This is a genomic window from Acetobacter fabarum (assembly GCF_040702925.2).
Taxonomy (GTDB): domain Bacteria; phylum Pseudomonadota; class Alphaproteobacteria; order Acetobacterales; family Acetobacteraceae; genus Acetobacter; species Acetobacter fabarum_B.
This window is the reverse complement of the sequence record NZ_JBFCXX020000099.1, coordinates 1-265: the sequence shown is the minus strand read 5'-3', so window position 1 is coordinate 265 and position 265 is coordinate 1. Positions and strand designations below refer to the sequence as shown.

1 protein-coding gene is annotated in these 265 nt (G+C 34.7%); it reads right to left on the bottom strand.

Going from position 1 to position 265, the window contains the following annotated elements:
• Positions 1-32: 32 nt before the first annotated feature.
• On the bottom strand, positions 33-265 hold a 233-nt coding region (locus tag AB2L51_RS15260; protein WP_400922698.1), incomplete at its 5' end, for a hypothetical protein.

Here is a 265-nt window from a genome sequence, read left to right as displayed (position 1 = left end):
CCATTATGCTGTGGTGTTCCTGAAGAAGTTCATTAGGAGATAATTCCATTCTCTCCTAGATGTATAAGAAACTCACCAGAAAGGTATTCCCCTCCTCGATTAAATCGAAGAGTCTTAATATTCTTTCTAGTTTGTTTTTCTATTTTACTTCGAAACCATTTGAACATTTCAAATGACTCTAACTTATGTTTCATCAGATAGACATATCCATACCTGGATAGATCATCTATGAAAGTAATGAAGTAGAGATATCCACCTCTAGCAC